The organism is Deltaproteobacteria bacterium, from assembly GCA_016874775.1.
Lineage (GTDB): Bacteria > Desulfobacterota > Binatia > Bin18 > Bin18 > VGTJ01.
Window position 1 is genome coordinate 23,165 of sequence record VGTJ01000030.1, and the last position, 16,948, is coordinate 40,112.

The window sequence follows — 16,948 nt, forward strand, 5'->3', positions numbered from 1 at the left end:
TGGAATCCGCAATCCGCAATCGCCAATCCGCAATTTCTTACACGGGTTTAAACTTCGGCACAGAAATCTCTTCCGTCCAGTCGTCAAACGTCACTTGCACTGGCATGCCGATCTTCACCTGTTCGGGTAGACAGCCGACAATGTTGGTCATCATCTGCGGACCTTCATCAAGCGTCACCAACGCCACAACGTACGGCACATCGCCAGCGAAGGCTTGCGTGACTGGACGATAGACGATCGTGAACGAGAGCACTTTGGCTCGCCCTGAGGCTTTTATCCACTCAACTTTCTCGCTCATACACGAAGTACAGTACAGACGTGGATAAAACTGATGGTGACCACAATCCGCACACTTCTGGATGTGTAACTCATGCTTTTTACAGCCATCCCAATAGGGTTTGGTTTCTTTGGTCGGGACCGGAACCGGTTTCACTCCTGGTGCAGCCATTAGTTTCTCTCCTTTCCGAGGATCATCGAGCAATGGGTGGACATGATCCCACCTTGTGCATGCACGAAAACGACTTCAGCCTCTTTGACCTGCCGTGGACCACACTCGCCGCGTAGTTGTCGTACCGCTTCGGTGACCGAGAATAACGAGCCTGGATGGCCGGGGTGACAATGCGACATCAGGCCACCATGGGTATTAATGGGCAACTCGCCACCAAGTTCGATGCGTCCGCCTTCGACAAACCGTCCACCCTCGCCTTTTGGACAGAACCCTAGATCTTCAAGCTCAATAATCACGACTGGTGTGAAACAATCGTAGAGCTCAGCAACATCCATGTCCTTCGGTCCGAGGCCAGCCATTTTATAGGCGCGTTCACCAGCTTCTTTCGCGGCAGACGTCGTCAAGCTCTGGGCCTGGCTCACGTGTTCATGCGAATGGCCTTCACCAACGCCGAGCATGTAGACTGGTTTTTTCTTGAAGTCCTTCGCTCGTTCGGCAGATGTCATGATCACCGCCGCTCCACCGTCAGACACCAGTGAGCAATCCAAGAGGTGTAAGGGGTGAGCAATCATTTTAGAGTTGATCACATCATCGATGGTAATCGGTTGGCGCATTTGCGCAGCGGGATTCATCGAAGCATGTTTACGACAGGCAACCGCGACTGCGGCCAATTGCTCACTCGTCGTGCCATACTCATGCATATGCGCTTGGGCCAACATCGCATAGAAGCCGGGAATAGGTGGCCCATAGGGTCGCTCAAATTGCGCGTGCCCTGCAGTCGACATCGCCTCAATCGCACGGTCACGCGAGAGCCCCGAAAGCATGTTGTCGGCCATCGTGATCAACACCGTATTGCACACGCCAGTGGCGATCGCCGAGGCGGCATGGTGCATGATCGCCAGCGTCGTGCCCCCACCTGTTGCCACGTTGAGGCAATAGCGAGGAAAGATCTGCATGTATTCAGCGATCATTTCTGCATGGTACATGTAAGGCTCGACGAACGAGGTGCAGGTAATGAGGCCGTCAACATCATCTTTCGTGATGCCTGCGTCTTCTAGCGCGAGCTTCGCACCTTTAACATAGAGTTGGGTTGCGCTGAGGTGCGGCACGACGCCGACTTCGGTGTCGGCTGCGCCGACAATCGCGACTTTTCCACGGAGCGAGTCCATTGCTTGCTCCTCCTTTTCTGGTAATCCGCCGTCTGGGTGACATGACGGTTGGCTATCCTATAGCTGCTCTACGCTTGACCTGCAAAGGGCAGGAAAATCTGCTACAGGAACTCCAGCAACCAAGGAGGGCATACGTATGGCAACAACATCCACAGAACAAATCGATTGGAAAGAGGTCAGCGATAAACTACAGAACCTACTTCGTCTCCGTACTTTGCCGATTGGCATGAAGCTGTTTGAGACAGTGGAAGAGATGGAAGCCATTCCCAAGATTCGGCGGCCTAAGAAACATCACACCACCTGTCAGATTGTGACACAAGCACGACAAGTCGGCTGGACGGTGGGTGTCACGGTCGACAACCTCATGCCAGGCAATTGTGGAGCCGTGATCGGGCTCAAAGAAGTCCCTCCCAGTACGCTCGATGGCTCCCAGATGGCTGGAGTGTGGTTCAAAGATAAGGAAGAAGCAGCGAAGCACCAACAAGCGATGACGCGCGTTGCACCAGGGCGATACAATGCCATGGTGGCCTCACCACTTGCGTCTGGGCGACTCAATCCACCAGACATCGCCTTGATTTATGGGACGCCTGGCCAGATGATCTTGTTCATCAATGGCCTACAGTGGAAGGGCTACAAACGCTATCAGTTTGGTGTCGTTGGCGAGAGTGCGTGTTCGGACTCATGGGGTTGTGCTCTCGCAACTGGTGAGCCTTCACTGTCTATTCCGTGTTACGCTGAACGGCGCTATGGGGGCGTGGCCGACGATGAGATGCTCATGGCGTTGCTACCACAACTATTACCAAAAGTGATCGAAGGATTAGAAATGTTATCCAAAGCGGGACTGCGTTACCCGATTCCCAATTACGGTATTCAGATGGACCCCAGCGAAGGACTTGCCGTCAGCTACTCGGATACGGGAAAGCAACGCTAGCTCCGACTACCATCACCAGGCAGGGGCGATAATACCCTGCCTCACTCACTGTCAACTCACCATGACACTCTCCATCGAGAATTGTCACTTCTGACATTATCGTGTGTCAGTTCTGACAGTCGACTATCCTTCTCCCGCCTTCTCTAACTTAATGTTCATATATTGAGCGATGGTGTGACTGCATCCTATTGACATACTGCCGGAAAAATTAGGGAGTAACATCTTGTTGCGCCTCTGCTTTTTCACTCTTGACAAAAGACTCCTTCTTCCGAGAGAGTAGCGTTACGCTATTTAATTGAGAATAAATTCATGGTATTAGTTTTGCAGAATTTAAAAATGGAAGGGAAAGTACAGAATCAAACCAGCGTGAAGTTTCCGCATCCTTCCTCTGTACTACATACTTTTCTTCTTGTAAGGAGTGAGGCTGTGATAATGAAGAGAATGAGCGTGTTGGCCGTTATCCTAGCGGGACTGCTTCATCTGTCTTCCGCTTCTTCTGTGTTCGCAATGACCATGGTTCGCTACGAGGCTGAGAGAGCACAGGTCAATCCACAATATTCGCACACACCGGGTGGATTTACTTTTACGTTTGGTCAAGGAGGTCAGGCAGAAACCTTTGTTTTTGCCCAAGATTTTGCAGGTTGCACCTCAGGTGGCCCGAATTGTGCGCCTGGGTACCTTACGCAGCTTGATGCCCTTGGTACTGCAACACTCAAAGGGGATGCGTGGAGCCAGACGTCTGCTGACAGAGGGTTCCATATTGACATCGAGCTTTCTGGATTGGCCAATATTGGTGGTGTAGGTAGCCCCAAAAAAGAGCTGGTAGACACGGCTTATAGCAACCTCGGAGGTCCGATCGATCCAAACAAGTGGGGCTACTATACGTCGGCGTTTGGGACCCTCGCTGGTTTTGGTACGTACGCAGGCTATGTTGTTTCCATCTCTAATTTCGGACCGCCGTTTCAGATCGGAGACGGCGCCAACGGGAAAAATATCAGCTTTGGCGGATCAGGTTGGTTTGAGGTCAAGAGCAGTAACGTTCCACATTTGACCGCAGGATCCCTTGGAGATGGAAATATCACTCTTACGAATAGAGTCGTCATCAACATTGACGACCCATTGATAGTTCCTGAACCGAGCACGATCCTTCTGCTTAGCAGCGCCTTAATCGGAATGATGTGGTATCGTCATAAGGTCTAGTCATATCGACCTTCTTTCTTTTCCATGCTTGTCGGGGGCGTCGGATACAACGCCCCCAATTTTTTTGCAAAACCAAGTTACCATTCCCTCACCATCATCTACAAACTTGCGAATGCCCGATCAATCCGTTCAAAGCGACGTCGCACAAAATCACGTGCTTCTTCGTGGGTATGAGTATAAAGTTCATTTTTCTTGATCGCCGCGACAACTTTCTCTGCGGCTAATTCCGGCGTCAATACTCGACCTCGCATACTTTGTTGCTCAGCACTGGTTTGCTGCCGCTGTGCTTTTACACCACCAAGTTCTCCTGGGCGGTTGCGCTCGGATTGATTGATGTTGGTTGCTAAAATCATCGGACACAGGACCGACACTCCAATGTCGTGCTCTTTGACATCACGCGCTAAGCACTCAGACAAAGCGACGACACCATATTTGGCTACGCAGTACGCACCAAGACCACGATTAGGAGCAAGTCCAGCAAACGAAGCAGTATTCACGATATGCCCCCCTTGCTTCTGCGCAATCATCCGGTTGAGGAACGCTTCAACTCCATGAATCACTCCCCAGAGATCGACCCGGATCACCCATTCCCAATCTTCGTGTTTCATCTCTTGGATCGGACCAAACACCGCCACTCCAGCATTGTTAAAAACAACGTGCGCTGCACCAAAATGGTCCCATGTTTTCTCTGCTAACGTCTGGACTTGTTTCAGATCCCCTACATCAGTGCGCACGCCAAGACATTCTCCTCCTCGCCCTTGAATCTCTTTCACTGCAGTATCAAGGGCGCCCTGTTCTATATCCGCTAAGACAATGCGCATTTTCTCACGCACAAACGCACGTGCAGTTGCTAGCCCAATACCACTCGCCCCGCCAGTGATTACGGCTACTCGTCCAGTAAGATCTTGCATCGCTTCTCCCTCCACAAAGAAATACGGGCAGCACAATGGCTGCCCGTATCGTTCTACCAGGTTACGCATCTCCCTGCATTCACCCTTCGCCAGGCTCAAGGTGAACAGGTCTGGTGTCGTAATTTCTGAGCAGGTGCCCTTCGTACTAAGCTCTGAACCCAGTCGAAGGATCGAAGCATGGAGTGCTTTTTTGCAACTGACCACACCTGCGTCTTATGCTCTTTTACGCCGAATCGGCAGATACTCAGGTCTCCACATCCCACTTTCGACAAAAGCATCTAAGTTTTTCTCTGGTACTTCGTTTCGTGCCAAGCCATCTTTTATTGCTTGTTTGATAACGGCAACGGCAACGTGCTTGCTCGCCTCGCGTATTTGCTCAACACGCGGGTAAACTCCACCTTGAGCAATGCGCTCGTCAGTGGTGAATTCGTTCAATGCCATCGCTGCTACGGTCAACATCTTCTCAGTCACTTGTCGTGCTCCGCTCAGCATCACGCCAAGTCCGAGCCCAGGAAAGATAAACGCATTGTTTCCTTGTCCCACGGGGTAATTTTTTCCGCCATAGGAAACATCCGCATACGGACTCCCAGTTGCCACGATCGCTTTGCCATCCGTCCAACGGTAGACATCAGCTGGTTCAACTTCACAGTTGGCCGTCGGATTAGAAAGTGCGAACACGATTGGATTGGGAGTATTCTTCGCCACTGCACGCACAATTTCCTCTGGGAATGCGTTACGTTGCCCAGATAAGCCAATCAAGGCTGTCACTTTTCCTTGTTGTACGGTTTCGAGTAAATCAGGAATTGCGCCTTTGGTTTTCCAGCCAGCAATCCGTTGCGGATCAAGCGCAAATTCTAATTTGTAGGGCTCAAGCCCAGAGCGATTGCTCAGCACGAGACCTTTCGAGTCCAGTGTGAGCATGCGTTCCTTGGCCGCTGCAAATGGAGTACCTTCCAGCTCCATCCCGAGACAAATCTGCCGCGCAACACCAACACCACCAGCACCAGCACCATGAATGACAAACACCTGGTCTGATAGTCGCTGCTTGATCTTACGCATGCTTGCTAATAAACCAGCAAGCACGACTGCACCGGTTCCTTGAATATCGTCGTTGAATGACGGTACGACATCCTGAAAACGATCAAGCACATCGAAGGCTTTTTGTTTGCTGAAATCTTCCCATTGGAGCAGCGCTGAAGGAAACCGTTTCTTAAAGGCAGTAACGAACTTCTCAATAAAGTCCATGTACGCCTTGCCTTCGAGTCGCTTGTGTCGGACGCCTAGGTACAATGGATCATCAAGCAGATCTTGGCGATTGGTGCCAATATCGACACCAACTGGTAAGGTGAAAGCAGGATCAATCCCAGCCGCTGCCGTATAGAGGGAAAGCTTGCCGATACAGATCCCCAGCCCGCCAACACCTTGATCACCAATACCAAGGATTGCTTCGGCATCGCTCGCAACCACAAGTTTCACATCAGGAAGCGGCGTATTCTCAAGCAAAGAATCAATGTAATCGATGTTTTCGGTACTGATTATAAGTCCACGCGCGTGACGAAAGATATGACTAAATTTCTCGATCGCCTCACCAACTGTGGGCGTATAGATGATCGGCATCATCTCTTCGAGATGTTGAGCAACCAGCGCATAGAAGAGCACTTCATTACGATCTTGTAACAGGCGCAGAAAAACGTGCTTATCGATGGGAGATTTACAGTCTTTGAAACCAGCGTAGCTTTGTTGTACCTGCTCAGAGAGTGGCGTCACGTGCGGCGGGAGGGTGCCTAGCAACCCAAGCGCCTTGCGCTCTTCCATCGTGAAGGCCGTACCCTTGTTGAGCAGTGGCGAACGCGTCAACATATAACCTGCGAGATCAGTCTCAAGATACTCTTGTCCGTTCGCGTCAATTTTGCGGACGTACTGTTGCATAAAAGCCCCTTGCGTGAAAATAAGTCGGCGCACTATAGCTGAGCGGCTGAGCAAGGAGAACCCCAGTTTTTGGAAACGTTGGAGAAAAGTGAAAACGTGGACGACCCCACCGCGTGCAGAACGAATGGGCGGTGGAAAGAATAAGAATCCCGGCGACCACCCACTGGTCACAACTTAAGAGACGGCCTTGTTTTTTCAGGCACTTCGCACCGTGGCGAGGTTCCTTCTCCCTCAGGGAGAGGGAATTCCTGCACTGCCAACAGCTTAAGTTGTAACTGGCGGCGATCACCTCACCGTTTTTAGCGGATTTCCGAAAAAGGGAATCCCTGAGATGTCGATGTTCTGCCGATAGTGGCAAGCACAGCCTGCCCTACTCAGAACCGGCAAAGACACGTAGGGCGGGCTGTGCCCGCCACCAGAGACTGCGGGATATTTTTTCCAAGAAATCGCCTTAGCCGCCTATTTACGCTCTCACCTTATTATTGCTTCTCTGCTTTCCTGTCTCTCTGTTTCTGCTTTCGTATGAGGTCATTGATTCGACGGAGGCTCAACGACATCAACGCCATCAGGGACAGTGAAACGGAAAAGCGATTCGTCGGCTGGGCTTTTGCGATTGATATTCGTGAAACGCACGCGCGTCGTATTACCGACAGGGTCGATAATGGTGGCTTGTACGATGTCGAACGTCTTCATATCAACTTCGAGATCTAAAAGGCCGATCGCTTCTGGATCTTTCTTTGGCGTTAAACGTAACGTGTACGTCTTCGCCTCTTGTGCGTGCAGGGTCGGAGTAAAATCCTTGGTAATTTGCCCAACACCAAGAAGAAAGGAAGCAGGAGAACTAGAGCGGAAAGCTTGCGCGAAGGGAGTTTTGAGAACTTGCTTTTCTTTGGGTTGATGGAGCCAGAAGAATTTTCCGTCAGAGACCAATAACTGCTCAGGATCGACAAATTCCCAACGCATGCGCCCCGGCTTCTTGAAGAAGACTTTTCCGTTCGCTGTCACTTTCTGTCCGAGCGTCGCTGACTCGACTTCTTGGGTGAAGTCCGCACGAAAGCCTTTGGTCGAGTCGTATCGAGCCTGGAGTTTTTTGACAATGGTTTGGACAGAAGCGGGTGGTGCAGCGTAAACAGAGTAGCCAGTAGAAAAAAGAACTGCGACACACAGAAACAGCCGAACAAGGAAAGTTTTCATAGTACTGCATATAAACACGAGCGCAACGAAAAAGGCACTACACTCCCCATGCGGACTACGGACGACTGGCTACTGACTACTTTTCCTCATGCTGACTACTCGTCTTATTCCCTTCCCCCACTAGCGCGCACGAGAACCTCACGAGGTTTGCCTGCCTCGGCAGCAGGCGCAACTAACCCTTCTCGCTCCATTCTTTCGATCATGCGTGCTGCACGGTTGTAACCAACGCGGAGCCGGCGCTGGAGCCAAGAGATCGAAGCCTGACGGCTTTCCATGACTAACTCGCGCGCCTGTTCGTACATCTCATCATAGTCGTCTTCTTCCATACTACCGTCGGCACCTTTGGTACTGCGCGCCTTTTCCAGTGCAGCAACAAATTCGGAGTCATAGACTGGCTTGCCTTGCTTTTTGATCGCAGTTACGACCTTGCGAATTTCCGCCTCAGAAATGAAGGCACCATGAATACGCTGGGGCTTCGCACTTCCAGGTGGGAGGAACAGCATATCTCCTTCACCCAGAAGTCGTTCCGCACCAATGGCATCGAGAATCGTGCGCGAGTCAATCCGCGAAGACACTTGGAAAGATACCCGCGCGGGAAAGTTCGCCTTGATCAAACCGGTAATGACATCGACTGACGGTCGCTGTGTCGCAAGGATGAGATGAATTCCCGCCGCGCGTCCCATCTGCGCTAAGCGTGTAATCGGCTCTTCAATATCACGACCAACGGTCAACATCAGGTCAGCAAGCTCGTCAACAATCACCACTAAATACGGCAACCGCTGATGCACGAAGGGCTCGGCTTTCGCAGCCTTCTCCCCGAGTGCTTCATCATCACCCCCTTCCTCAACAATCTCGGTAAGCTTTATCGCCCCTTTGGCATTCGGCTCTCCAGCTTCGATCACGCGATTGTACGCCGCAATGTTGCGCACGCCTTTATCTTTCAGGAGTTTGTAGCGGTACTCCATACGGCGCACAACTTCTTGCAGCGCCGCTCCGGCTTCTTTGGGGTTCGTGATCACATGCGACAATTGATGCGGCAGTTCTTCGTAGAGTGAAAGTTCAAGCATTTTGGGGTCGATCATGATAAAGCGCACGTCGCGCGGCGTCGCCCGATACAGCAGGCTCATGATCATCACGTTTAGTGATACTGACTTTCCAGTACCGGTCGCTCCAGCCACCAAAAGATGCGGCATACGGGCAATATCGGCGACCACAGGATTTCCCACCGTGTCTTTGCCAAGGGCCAGGGTCAGTGGCGAATCAGACTGTTGAAACCCTGGGCTCTCGACAATCTCACGCATACAAACTTTTTCACGTTTGGGATTGGAGACCTCAATACCCACGACAGCTTTCCCTGGAATGGGCGCCAGGATACGCACCGACACTGCCCGTAAGGCCATCTGTAAATCGTCCGCTAAGGAGACAACACGATTGACCTTCACCCCAGGTGCAGGCTCAAACTCATAGGTGGTAATCACTGGGCCTGGACGTACGGCAACGACCTTTCCCTCAACGCCAAAATCCCCGAGCTTACTCTCAAGGATGCGAGAACTCGCATGCAATGCATCTTCATCAACTTTCACTGCTAACCGTACGGGCGGATCAATGAGCGATACTGCTGGAAGAACGTACGGTCTGCCATTTGCAGTCACGGCTTCACTGAAAGTTTTTACTGGAGCGGGTTTAGCACGTTCGGTTTTGGCAACTGCAAGAGGCGGAGGTGCCGGTTCGGCAATAATAATCGGAGGGAGAGAATCTTCCTCATCCTCCTCGTCTAAAAGCAACGCTGGAGGTGCCTTCTTGGTAGCTGATTCTTTGCGACTCGGGCGCTTTGGCGACGGTAGGAGGTCAAGCTCAGGATCAGGGAGTTCCGGTCGTTCCCACGTCAGACGTGGAAGCAGTCCTTCAAACCACGTGAATACAGAGCGCAATCGTCCGGGAAGGGCAGAGAATTTGCCTATAAGCGCATAACTCGAAGCGAAGACCCCAGCTCCAGTGTCGGATAGAGACACCCGCGTCATGCCCATGAACGACATGAGCAACATGGGGACAAGCAAAAGGTGAGCACCGATGACATTGAGCCCAGTGCGCAAATGCAGGGCAAGAAACCCACCAATCCACCCGCCAGCTTCAACGACCGGGCGTTGCCCTCCCCAAAGCGCCAGCAACGCAGCCGCTGTCACCAGAAAGACTCCAAAGGATAACAATTGCGAGAGAAAAGCAGGACATTGCCACTGGTGGAGCAAAACTCCAGCAAAATACAACAACGACAGGGGCAAGAGATAACACGCCTGGCCAAAAGCCGGGCATAACAAGTCCGCAAATAGATGACCGATCAGCCCAACAGCATTACTGTTTGCCTGACCAGCCTGATATGAATAAAACGCTAGGGTAAAAAAGATCGCCAATGCGATATTCGCGACCCCGATCACCTCTCCACCGAAGGGCTGTTCCTCCGGCTGCGGTTTCCTCCCCACCGCCATAACCTCCACCTCCTCCGCATCACATCTCCATTACAAATGGGAGCACCACTGGTCGTCGACCAAACGTGCGACGAAAATGTCGTCGCAACACTTGCCGAACTTGTTCCTTCACCACCCCTACATCCGTGCGCGTCTCACGGGGCAATTCACCAAGTGCAGCTCGGACTGCTTCTTTCGCCGCCTCAAATCCTTCTCCATTCGTCGCTGCAAGAAATCCACGAGACAACAAGTCTGGTCCAGTCAACACCTCTCCAGTCTGTTGTGCAATCCCGACAATCGCCACGACCAACCCATCTTCAGCCATGTGACGACGATCGCGAAGCACTTCTTCTTCTATTCCCCCCAGACCATCGACGAAGACGCGGCCTGCGGTCACCGACTCGGTCATCTGCGCACCCTTCGCCGTAATCTCCAACACCTGGCCATCTTCTAGTAAAAACACCCCCGTTGGGTCAACTCCCACCCCTCGTGCTAACTCACAGTGACGAACAAGAAAACGAAACTCTCCATGAATAGGAACGAAGAACTGCGGTCGTAACAGATTCAACATGAGCTGCAATTCTTCTTGGCTCGCGTGACCAGACACATGCACGCACGCGATGGCTTCATAATACACTTCAGCCCCCCGTCGGCACAAGTGATCAAGAAGTCGGGCAATGGTCCGCTCATTCCCAGGAATAACACGCGACGATAAAATAACCGTATCACCGGGACGAATTTTCACGTGCGGATGATCTCCGGTCGCAATACGAGATAAAGCTGATAGCGGTTCTCCCTGTGACCCCGTGGTCAGAAGGGTCACCGTTTGCGGATCGCGGTCACCAACCTTTCCAACGTCAATAAACGTATCCGCAGGAATCTTGAGATGACCAACCTCACGCGCAATTTCGATGTTATTGACGAGGCTCTTACCAACCACACCCACGGTCCGCCCTTGCTTGAGGGACAGATCAATCACTTGGCGTACGCGATGGACATGCGAGGCGAAGGTCGCCACTAAGACCTTCCCACTCGCATGGGCCATCAAGTCTTCCAGTGGACGAGTCACTGTCCGTTCAGACGGAGTGGTGCCAGATCGTTCGACATTGGTCGAGTCAGACAGAAGGAGCAATACCCCTTGCTCTCCTAATTCTGCCAATCGAGCAATATCAGATTGTCGCCCGTCGATCGGCGTTTGGTCGAGTTTAAAATCCCCCGTATGGACGATGACCCCAAGTGGCGTTGTGATTGCCAAGGAAACTGCATCGACAATACTATGGGTGACATGGATGCCTTCAACCTGAAAAGGGCCAACCTGCCACGATTGCCGGGGACGAAACTCATGGAGTTCAGTCTCATCAAGGAGATCATGTTCATCAAGTTTGTCTCGCAAGAGCCCAATGGTAAAAGGCGTACCATAGACTGGCACCTTGAACTCTCGTAACAGGTGTGGCAGCGCACCGATGTGATCTTCATGTCCGTGAGTAAACACAACCCCTTTGAGGTGGCGCTTTTCACGCAGATAGCTGAAGTCGGGAATGACAACATCGATCCCAAGCATTTCTCGCTCGGGAAACATCAACCCACAATCGATCGCAATGGCCGCGCAGTCGTCACTCCCTGGCGGACAATACTCGATCAGCATCAAATTGAGGCCAATTTCGCCAAGGCCACCAAGGGGAATTATACGAAGGGTACCGTCACTCATGAAGTCGGATGCTCCGGGAGAGAAGTTGCCGTCGATGCTGGAGAGGAAACAGGAGCTACAACCGGAACATCCTCTCTCAGTTGCTGTGCAATCGCGGTGTGGACTTTTTGTAGAAGAGCTTCACGCGCAGCCTTCTTACTCAAATGAGAATCAATTGAAACCGGCTCACAAAAAATGACATCAACAGTTCCTGGATGCAAATCCACCCCGCCTGGAGGCCAGAGTGCGCGACTACCGATGACTACCGTAGGCACGACGGGAACTTTTGCTTCAGCGGCGACAGCAAACCCGCCAGGTTTGAATGGCTGCAAACGACCATCACGCGTCCGAGTCCCTTCCGGAAAAAATGCCGCCGATATCCCTACATCAAGTAAGGCTTTCACTTGCCGGATCACAGCAACCGCTTGGGTTGGGCTGTCACGATCAACCAGCACTTGGTGTGTACGCTGCATGCAAAAGCCGATGATGGGGACTTTACGCACTTCCTGCTTTGAGACCCAACGCACTTGCCACGTATCGAATGCCGCCATCAAGATGGGAATGTCAAAATTGCTTTGATGATTTGCCATGAACAGATACGCTTTGCGTGGGTCAATGCGCTCACGGCCATGGACTCTGACCTTCACACCACATACCCAGAGCACTCCACGTGCCCAGAACCGAATGAGCCGCACAGCGCGCTCTCCATAACGATCAAAGTAAGAAAAAAGAATGACAAAGACGCCCCAGAAAAGCGTAAGTACAGCAACTGAAAAAAAACGGAGGGCGAGAACAATCCAATGCAAGAGATTCCCTGACTCGTGGCAGAAAAATATTGTGGCATTATAGTTTTCTTTACTATATATCGTCAACGAGGTTGATTTTTCAGCGCTTCCTCCTACAATTTCTCTGTCGAGGGAGGAACAGAGCGTGATTATCGAATGTCCAGCCTGTCACACCCGCTATCGCATGGAGAGCTCCGTGTCGGTTACTGACGCGACACTCTTTGAGTGTTCACGAGAACAGTGCGGTCATGTCTTCTCCTATCTGCCTGAGTCTTCGCCGCAGACACCAGCAGCACCGCCGCTTATGGAAGATCCACCTGTAGAACCGACGGATGCATTCGTTCCAGATCCCGCATTATCAACAGCGGAAGATTCTCCCCTGATGCCGCCGACGTCTCCTCCATCGTTTTCCCAGAGAACACCGGCACAGCCTTCTCTAGCAAAGGATAATAATCAAGCTTTCTCTACAGCAGAAGATTTCTCGCTCGATTCTCCTGCTCTCTCATCTCCAGTCACCTCTTTTCCTTCCTCTGCGACTAACGATGCAATCCGTCGAGATAACCCCGTGAAGCGATCCGCCTCTCTTCGTCCACGCCCTCGACCGACGCCTGTTTCTACCTTTTCCATTTGGCCAATGCTCGGGTTACTCGGGCTTCTCGTTATTGGCTATTACTTTCTCGGGAACCGATGGCGAACGAATGTGACCGATACAGAAGGAATGCTTGCTCGTCTCCCTGTGGTAGGATCATCGTTTGTCGCGAGCCAATTCTCGCCGCAGCACATTGTGTTGTCTGATGTGAAAAGTGGCTATTGGGTCACCAAAGATAGCAAACGCGTCTTCGCCATCTCTGGAAAAGCGACAAACAACGCCTCGGTTGCTGCTTCGACTATTCAGATTGAAGGACAGTTACACGATATCGATGGAGAAACCATTGATCGCCGAACGATCTCCTGCGGGATGGAAACGACAGCAGAAAGTCTGTCCTCACTGACGACGCGCGAGATCAATGTCATGCAAGGCCTCGCACCACCGAAACAGTTCCATGTCCCACCTGGGCAGTCGGTGAGTTTTCTGATTGTTTTCCCCAGCCCCCCACCAACAATTACTGAATTGAGTTGCCGTGTCGCAACGGCTCAGTTCAGCACCTCTTAATGGGATTTTTCGTCAGGGGAAGCGGTATTTTTTCCTGGAGTGACGTCAATCTCGTCAGGTTTCTTGAGTTCCTTACGAAAATCGCGGATTGCTCTGCCAAGTCCGCCACCAATATCAGCAAGCTTATTCCCTCCGAAAAAGAGAAGGGCAATAACGAGAATGACGATAAGCTCTGTCACGCCTAGACCAAACATAGTAGCGGTACTATACGCTATATTTCTTCGTCTCGGCAAGCCTAGGGATGCGATCTTCCTTGCAGCAAAGTGAAGGGATCGCTAGAATGCCGCCGATGACCACGGCTGTACAAGCGTTACAACGACCGGTCCAACGCGATCCACTCGCGGTTTTTCTTTTTGTCTCTTTACTCGTGCATGCAGTCCTGTTGCTTTTTTTTCCTACACTGTATCGCTTGATGCCAGAGCCGCAACAAGAGAAACTGACAGAAGTCGAACTTCTTCCTCCTACTCCACCTCCGCCCCCCCCTGTTGTGGCAAAGGCAGAGCCACCTCAAGTCGCGCCACCACTGCCGCAAGAAAAAGCCCAACCTGTAGAAAAACCGAAACCAAAGGAACAGGACAAACCGAAGCCACCAGAAGCCAAGCCACAAGAGAGGCTTCCTGAACAAATGGTGAGCCCGCCGGATCAGGTGAACGATCAAATTCCTGAAAAGACCCGTTTGTGGAGTGATCGAAATAGTGCAACTAAAGAAGAAACCGTCGCGAAAGGAATGCCACGCCCGGCTCCAGCACGAAAAGATCAGCCACCAGTCAAAGAGAGAACTGTAAGAGAGCCCCCAAAACCGCCGGTTCAACAGGCAAAGAAAGAGCCAGGGGTAGAATCCCCAACAAAAAAATCAAGACAAGATCTCGACGACGAGCTAACACCACCCAAACGCCGCACGCCTGGGACTCGTGAGGTCACCAAACGTGAGCCTTTGCAACTGGCAATGAAACCGCCTGCCGCGGCTGCACCTAAGCCAGAGTTAAGAAAAGAACATGAACAGCAAATCGATGAGGAGTCTCTTGCGAAAGCCAAACCTGCCTCCGCCAATACCGCAGGAGCAGCAAAACCCGCCCCCAAATTGTTTGCCCGTCCAGAAGAATTGCTTTCTCAGGGATGGTTATCTGAGACAGGAAAAGATCGCGAAGAGAAGGAGGAGCGTAAACCACCTACGGGCCAAGACCTCATTGCGATGGCGCCTCCTCCGGCGGAGAATTTACTCGCGCTACCCGGCCCGATTGGTACTCCAGATCTCTTGCCAGATATTCGTCAGGGCAACCTGACGTTCTTGAACGCAAAAGCCAATCGCTTTGCCCCATTTGTCAGGCGAGTCGCCTTGCGTGTGTTTCAGCACTTGATTATTTTTCAGCGGAAGAATTTACAGCTCAACGATGTCGTCGCCGCGCGCGACTATTCAACGATTGAAGCCAAAATCGATACACAAGGAAATTTGAAGAAACTCATTATCCAAACCCGTTCAGGGAGCTATGCTGTAGACGAAGCGTTACTGCGCGCCTGCGAAAACGGAGCATGGGATGAGAATCCACCAGCGGAAGCCGTTGCTGAAGATGGCATGATTCACTTCATCTTTCGCTCGGATTTGAACGCGCAATTTGATGACCTCGGACTCCGTTCGGTTCTTACCACGCTTCAGATCGGTTTGATTTAATTCCCTTGCAAACCTACAGCCTGACTGCTACGGTAGCCGGGCTGTAAGCACTTTCCTTTTTCTTTATCTTCCCCGTTGCGAGTCTTGTGGGGCTGTAGCTCAGTTGGGAGAGCGCTAGAATCGCACTCTAGAGGTCGAGGGTTCAACTCCCTTCAGCTCCACTGTCACTTTAAAATGTCGAGCGAGCGAAAAGCGAGTAAACGTTGAGTAGTTGCTGTTTCTCCCGACAGTGACCAAGAGGCCCGCGCTTGAAAAGAATTTCTTCTGTGCTAGGTCTTGTTCAATTGCAAGAGATTCGCGCCACTACACCGATAGGAACCTGAAGGAACGCATGATGCCTCGGTCTGCCACCAAAATCCATATTGAGAAAAAAGCTACGGTCCAACAGATCCGCAAAACCCTTGGGATTACCGACGCGGATATGGAAATTGCACGTAACGCTCTGCTGACGACGATACGCAAAGCGAGCACAGCAACGACGAGAAAAGTCGCCAAACCAAAGGGAAACGCGGTCCGAACCAAGAAACAAGAAGCCCTCATTCCTAAACCCGTGCTTCGGTCGCAGCGGTCCGCCAGATCCATTGCCAAGGTGCAGTAGCGTACCATCCTCATCGTACTGAATGGTATGGCCATCCCGTTCGATGAACACAGTGTCTTTCTCAATGTCCCGTACGACAAAGCGTACGAACCGCTCTTCATCACACTGGTCGCCTCGATCGCGTCCCTGGGCTTGACACCTCGATGTGTCCTAGAGATTAGCGAAATTGGACAAGGGCGTCTTGCTCGCATTCAAGAGCTCATGGAATCGTGCCGCGTCTCTGTCCATGATCTCAGCCGTGTCGGCATGCCCGTGCGGTTCAATATGCCGTTCGAGCTAGGACTGGCCTGTAGTATCGCACGCCTTAATGGGCACCACGAAGTCATCGTCTTGGAACGCCACCAATATCGCCTCGATAAGACATTGAGCGATTACAAGGGACGCGACCCACAGGTGCATTACGGACGTTGCGATGCCTTGGTCGGCTGTATCCTCGATACCCTAGTGACTGGTCGAGAAACTCCAGACCCCGAGACGATCCGAACGATCGCGAAGGACTTACGCAAGACCGCCCCCGCCATCAAGAAGAAGCATGGACGGGATCTGATATTTCATCGTGGCCCCTTTCAAGCACTTGTGGGCGCGGCTCTGCAACTCGCCCGTGAGAAAGAACTTATTACATAGGAGCGCGGCACTTCAACCAACCGATCCAGCCCATCTCACAAACTGAGCCTCTTGCCTGATAACACGACTTGGAAGGTTTCACGCGAAACCAAGTAGTGCACTGGTAGTGACTCAGGCGGGCATCAACGCTTCCATCACTTGCTCACACGAATACCCCCCAGCAAAGAGGCGTTTCGCAAGCGAGAGTA

General features: G+C 51.9%; 15 protein-coding genes and 1 tRNA gene. 7 read left to right on the top strand and 9 right to left on the bottom strand.

The annotated features are described in order from the left end of the window. Nucleotides 1–37 precede the first annotated feature (37 nt). Nucleotides 38–448 carry a Zn-ribbon domain-containing OB-fold protein gene (locus FJ147_07300; GenBank protein ID MBM4255688.1) on the bottom strand — a complete coding sequence of 137 codons (411 nt, stop codon included), beginning with the start codon at nt 446–448 and terminating at the stop codon, nt 38–40. Beyond that, a complete protein-coding gene (locus tag FJ147_07305) occupies nt 448–1,617 on the bottom strand; it encodes a thiolase family protein (protein MBM4255689.1) in 1,170 nt (389 codons plus the stop codon). Before FJ147_07305 ends, FJ147_07300 begins: the two co-directional genes overlap by 1 nt. A 136-nt stretch (nt 1,618–1,753) precedes the next feature. Between FJ147_07305 and FJ147_07310 the strand changes: the two genes are divergently transcribed. Both FJ147_07310 and FJ147_07315 read left to right on the top strand, forming a co-directional pair. After that, entirely contained in the window at nt 1,754–2,548 is a 795-nt protein-coding gene (locus FJ147_07310; GenBank protein ID MBM4255690.1) for a hypothetical protein, read from the top strand. A 309-nt stretch (nt 2,549–2,857) separates the two neighbouring features. Next, a complete protein-coding gene (locus FJ147_07315) occupies nt 2,858–3,748 on the top strand; it encodes a PEP-CTERM sorting domain-containing protein (GenBank protein MBM4255691.1) in 891 nt (296 codons plus the stop codon). A 98-nt stretch (nt 3,749–3,846) separates the two neighbouring features. Here the strand turns inward: FJ147_07315 and FJ147_07320 are convergent, their stop codons facing one another. The 6 genes from FJ147_07320 to FJ147_07345 form a co-directional block, all read right to left on the bottom strand. After that, nucleotides 3,847–4,659, bottom strand: coding sequence for an SDR family NAD(P)-dependent oxidoreductase (locus FJ147_07320; protein MBM4255692.1), 813 nt, complete (start codon nt 4,657–4,659; stop codon nt 3,847–3,849). 213 nt (nt 4,660–4,872) lie between these two features. Then, nucleotides 4,873–6,588 (bottom strand): NAD-dependent malic enzyme, encoded by a 1,716-nt coding sequence (locus FJ147_07325; protein ID MBM4255693.1) that lies wholly within the window; start codon nt 6,586–6,588, stop codon nt 4,873–4,875. A 528-nt stretch (nt 6,589–7,116) separates the two neighbouring features. Beyond that, nucleotides 7,117–7,782: an outer membrane lipoprotein chaperone LolA gene (lolA, locus tag FJ147_07330; protein MBM4255694.1), complete on the bottom strand. Its 666-nt coding sequence runs from the start codon at nt 7,780–7,782 to the stop codon at nt 7,117–7,119. A 104-nt stretch (nt 7,783–7,886) separates the two neighbouring features. Further along, nucleotides 7,887–10,265, bottom strand: coding sequence for a DNA translocase FtsK (locus FJ147_07335; protein MBM4255695.1), 2,379 nt, complete (start codon nt 10,263–10,265; stop codon nt 7,887–7,889). Between the two features lie 19 nt (nt 10,266–10,284). Continuing rightward, nucleotides 10,285–11,952 (bottom strand): ribonuclease J, encoded by a 1,668-nt coding sequence (locus FJ147_07340; protein MBM4255696.1) that lies wholly within the window; start codon nt 11,950–11,952, stop codon nt 10,285–10,287. Next, entirely contained in the window at nt 11,949–12,869 is a 921-nt protein-coding gene (locus FJ147_07345) for a 1-acyl-sn-glycerol-3-phosphate acyltransferase (protein MBM4255697.1), read from the bottom strand. The genes FJ147_07340 and FJ147_07345 overlap by 4 nt, the downstream gene beginning before the upstream one ends. Between FJ147_07345 and FJ147_07350 the strand changes: the two genes are divergently transcribed. Next, nucleotides 12,862–13,869 (top strand): DUF3426 domain-containing protein, encoded by a 1,008-nt coding sequence (locus FJ147_07350; GenBank protein MBM4255698.1) that lies wholly within the window; start codon nt 12,862–12,864, stop codon nt 13,867–13,869. The two genes, FJ147_07345 and FJ147_07350, sit on opposite strands and share 8 nt — an antisense overlap. On the opposite strand, the gene FJ147_07355 is transcribed toward FJ147_07350, so the two are convergent. Further along, nucleotides 13,866–14,063 carry a twin-arginine translocase TatA/TatE family subunit gene (locus FJ147_07355; protein ID MBM4255699.1) on the bottom strand — a complete coding sequence of 66 codons (198 nt, stop codon included), beginning with the start codon at nt 14,061–14,063 and terminating at the stop codon, nt 13,866–13,868. The two genes, FJ147_07350 and FJ147_07355, sit on opposite strands and share 4 nt — an antisense overlap. An 86-nt stretch (nt 14,064–14,149) precedes the next feature. Here FJ147_07355 and FJ147_07360 point away from each other — a divergent pair, with 86 nt between their 5' ends. From FJ147_07360 to FJ147_07375, 4 genes are all read left to right on the top strand, one after another. After that, nucleotides 14,150–15,538, top strand: a complete 1,389-nt coding sequence (locus FJ147_07360) for a hypothetical protein (GenBank protein ID MBM4255700.1) — start codon at nt 14,150–14,152, stop codon at nt 15,536–15,538. A gap of 88 nt (nt 15,539–15,626) precedes the next feature. Continuing rightward, a tRNA-Ala gene (locus tag FJ147_07365) sits at nt 15,627–15,699 on the top strand. Nucleotides 15,700–15,869: 170 nt separating this feature from the next. Further along, nucleotides 15,870–16,136 carry a hypothetical protein gene (locus FJ147_07370; GenBank protein ID MBM4255701.1) on the top strand — a complete coding sequence of 89 codons (267 nt, stop codon included), beginning with the start codon at nt 15,870–15,872 and terminating at the stop codon, nt 16,134–16,136. Between the two features lie 27 nt (nt 16,137–16,163). Next, complete coding sequence (locus FJ147_07375) at nt 16,164–16,760, top strand: hypothetical protein (protein MBM4255702.1); 597 nt, start codon at nt 16,164–16,166, stop codon at nt 16,758–16,760. The last annotated feature ends 188 nt before the right edge of the window (nt 16,761–16,948 follow it).